Raw genomic sequence first — 3,459 nt, forward strand, 5'->3', positions numbered from 1 at the left:
GGAGATAAAGGACCAAGCACAGCTTGGTTTTTCTCATAAGGTAAAGGATAAATTTTATCATCGAGTCAAACCGATAACCTAGTGTCTTGGCAGAGCATCAAAAGCAAAAGTGCTCGAGCGCCTGCGGAGCGTCTCTGTTGATCGCAGGCCAAAGGAGACCCCGCAGATAAATTGCGTGTCCGAGGAGACTCCTGGACTGCCCGCGGCAAGCGAGCAATCGGAGATCGGAGCGTACACAAAAGGTTTTTCTAACATCAGAAAGAGCAAAAATCCTCGCAAAATTCTGCGGGGATTTTCTCTTTCGCTTAATAATAAGGGGCCATCATGAGGTAAACGATAACTCCGGTCAGACTGACATAGAGCCAGATCGGCATCGTCCAGCGAACAATTCGTTTGTGTTTGTTCACTTGCATCGTCCAGCCCCATACAAGAGAAAGCAGTGCGAGCGGAACGACCAAAGCGGCCAGTGCGCTGTGGGTAATCAAGATAAAGAAATAGATCGGGCGGATGATGCCGACGCCTCCATAATGTGGCGGCGGTGCAAGATAGTGAAAGGCCAAATAGGAGACCAAGAAAAGCAATGTTGACGTAAACGCGGCAAGAATAAATCCGCGATGAACATTAATCTTCTTCTTCATAATCGCGAGCAGTGCTGCGACAAGAAAAATAAAAGTAAAGCTATTAAATACTGCATTAAATCGAGGAAGCAGGTAAACATCAAACCCAATATGCCCCTTATATCCGATGAACGGTGCGAAGAAAAGCAATAGGATCAGCGCGTCTGCAACCAAAGAAAACGTAAGAATGGACACGATGTAGCGCTTATTATGGCGCGTTTTGTCGTTGACATCCTGAATGTCCACTTGTTTTTGCATGTCAGGCAACCCCTTTTGTCATAAAACAGACACATTTACTTTATCTTAGGGAAGATTTAATGGGTAATCAAGCAAAATGCGCTGCCTCATCAAAGATTCAATCCTTTGACGGGCGGAAATAGAGGGGTCAGCTAAGATATTGCCAAGATGAATCAGGGCTGATGTCGATCACTGCTTAATAAATGCATGGTTATGGATTTAATGCGTGTATGCGAGGTGATTTCCTCCTCGATCATTTCTTTGAGAATCACATCAATGAAATAACGTACGGAGACCATATCATTGAACTGTATAATTGAGGAAAGGGCTTCTTTATAGATCTGAAAGAAAAGTGGTTCCGGATTGCCCTTTTGGATCTCACCATAGGATTCATAGAGCAGATCAATTTTATCGGCAACAGCCAGAATCCGTCCCTCAAGCGAGCGATCTTTTCCTTCTTTAAAGCGTGATTCATACTCCGAGCGAAACGGTTCCGGAAATTCTTTATCCAAATATTCCTGCGTCATTGATCCTTCAACTTGAGAGAACAACTCGCGAAGTTTCGGAAGGGCATACTTCACGGGCGTCTTAATATCACCGGTAAACAGTTCGGAATAGTCGTGGTTGATTGCTTTTTCATAAACGGTTTTCCAGTCTATATTTTGTCCGTTTTCAGCTTCGACTGTTGCGAGAAATTGAACAATGGTCGCCACTTTAAATGAGTGACTGGCTACGGAATGTTCTTGATATTTAAAAACACCTGGACAGCGGTAAATGCCTTCCAGGTCCGATAAGCTTTGAAAATATTTATGAATCCCCATAAACAACTCCTCCTGTTAAAGGTTGTTCCTTCATTAAAAAATCAATCAGTGCACCGCAAGATAGCCTAGTTGCTCACGCTGTTTTGCATTCAGTTTTGACGTGTAAGCAATGACGCGCGCAATAGAAAGCAGCGGCAATTCCCGATCTGCTAAGCGAATTTGCCCGCTTACCAATTGCTGGAGTACCGTCTTGTCGTTTGCAGGGGCGCTGACTTGATCGGAAGTGAAGGAAAAAGTGTCGCCGACGGAGTCAATGTCGATGGCAATACTTTTTTGACCCGAACGGCAGATGATGTATTTTTTATCTTTATTCGTAAAACGACTCGGCGATTCATGTAAAACAGAGTGCAAGTCCACAAGCGGAATAATCGCTCCTCTTAATGAAATGAGTCCCGTAAAAAAGCAGTGTGTCACAGGTACACTCAGAACAGGAACAGGCTCAATAACTTCCTGAACGTCATCAATCGATACGGATAGTTCTTCTGTGCCAACAAATACAGTAATGCCAATTTGTTCATCCATTGTATGTTCACCTCGGGGTGGAAATCTTTAGCCGCGACTAAGCGTTAAAGATCTCTCTAATTCGTTACTAATACTATAAACGAAAAAGTGAATTTCGTCATTTCTGATCCAAGTGAGGGACAGAGTCCGGTTCCACTAATTCCTGGTCTTCGTACCAAGGATTAATATGAATCAATACTTCTTCAACATCTGGATAGGCTTGCAACATCTTTGAGCGTATGGCTTCGGTTAAGTCATCCCCTTCCTGAATGGTGTAGGAACCTGGGATGCGAATTTGCGCATCAATCAATACGGCATTCCCGTGTTCACGGGCACGGAGAATGTCTATTTTTTTGACTTCAGGAAAGGAGAGGATCACGGCGCTGTACTTTTCTTGTGTCGTTGCGTCAACACTGCTCTCCATTAATACATTCGATGCTTTGACAATCATGATTACGGCAATGCGAAAAATCAAAAGTGAGACCACAATACCGGCAAGTGGATCACCGTAGTGGGTGTAAGGAATATGCAGGATGCTTCCAATCCAGCTAATGCCCAAACCAATGGCTGCAGCAATCGATGCATAAATATCGGCAAGGTGATCCGATGCTGTCGCACGCAGACTCTTGCTGTGATAACGTACGGCGGCTTTGTTTGTGTATCGATACAATAGCCACTTCCATAAGGCGGATACAAGCGCTGCCCCGAATGCCCAGACACTGATTGGTGAAGCAGGGGCAAAGAGCGCTTTAATCGCTTCAAAGGTGAGAAACAAGGCCGCAGCAATCAGAATAATCGAGATAAAGGCTGTGGACAGATCCTCTGCCTTGCCGTGCCCGTAGGGGTGTTCGCGATCTGCCGGGTGGTTAGAAAGTTTCATGGAACCGATTGTTGCAATTGAGGCGATCACATCGCCCCCGTTATGGACGCCATCGGCGACAAGTGCGGTGCTATGGAAAACCAATCCAAAGATCAGTTTAAGCAATGTCAGAAGTAGGTTGCTTACTAGACTGACCCATGCGGTAAGCAATGCTTTTGGGCCTTCATAGGTCATAATGATTCACGCTCCTTAAATTGTTTGCTTGAGGCAATTTAGGAAACAGAAAAGGCAATCCGCACGCGGATCGCCTTTTTAAAAATTTATTTGTAATGGTTTGTACGCCCATGGGAATACCAGCTCTCGCTCATCCATCAAAAAGGCCGCCGGGAATAGAAACAGGCGAAGATAAGATGAGGATTATAATAGTGAAACGCTTACTTACGCAGTAAATAACAGTTTTATT

General features: G+C 44.6%; 4 protein-coding genes. All 4 read right to left on the minus strand.

Annotation, left to right across the window (positions count from 1 at the left end; all coding sequences use genetic code 11):
- Positions 1-305 precede the first annotated feature (305 nt).
- Entirely contained in the window at positions 306-875 is a 570-nt protein-coding gene (locus SIN01_RS14260; protein ID WP_047035239.1) for a DUF420 domain-containing protein, read from the minus strand.
- Between the two features lie 152 nt (positions 876-1,027).
- The gene (locus tag SIN01_RS14265; RefSeq protein ID WP_010024647.1) at positions 1,028-1,675 is read right to left on the minus strand and encodes an HD domain-containing protein; all 648 of its coding nucleotides are present in this window, start codon (positions 1,673-1,675) and stop codon (positions 1,028-1,030) included.
- A 45-nt stretch (positions 1,676-1,720) separates the two neighbouring features.
- The gene (locus tag SIN01_RS14270; RefSeq protein ID WP_010024648.1) at positions 1,721-2,197 is read right to left on the minus strand and encodes a chemotaxis protein CheW; all 477 of its coding nucleotides are present in this window, start codon (positions 2,195-2,197) and stop codon (positions 1,721-1,723) included.
- A gap of 97 nt (positions 2,198-2,294) precedes the next feature.
- Positions 2,295-3,230, minus strand: a complete 936-nt coding sequence (locus SIN01_RS14275) for a cation diffusion facilitator family transporter (protein WP_010024649.1) — start codon at positions 3,228-3,230, stop codon at positions 2,295-2,297.
- Positions 3,231-3,459: the final 229 nt, after the last annotated feature.

Source organism: Sporolactobacillus inulinus, from assembly GCF_006539285.1.
In the GTDB taxonomy this organism is placed as follows: Bacteria; Bacillota; Bacilli; order Bacillales; family Sporolactobacillaceae; genus Sporolactobacillus; species Sporolactobacillus inulinus.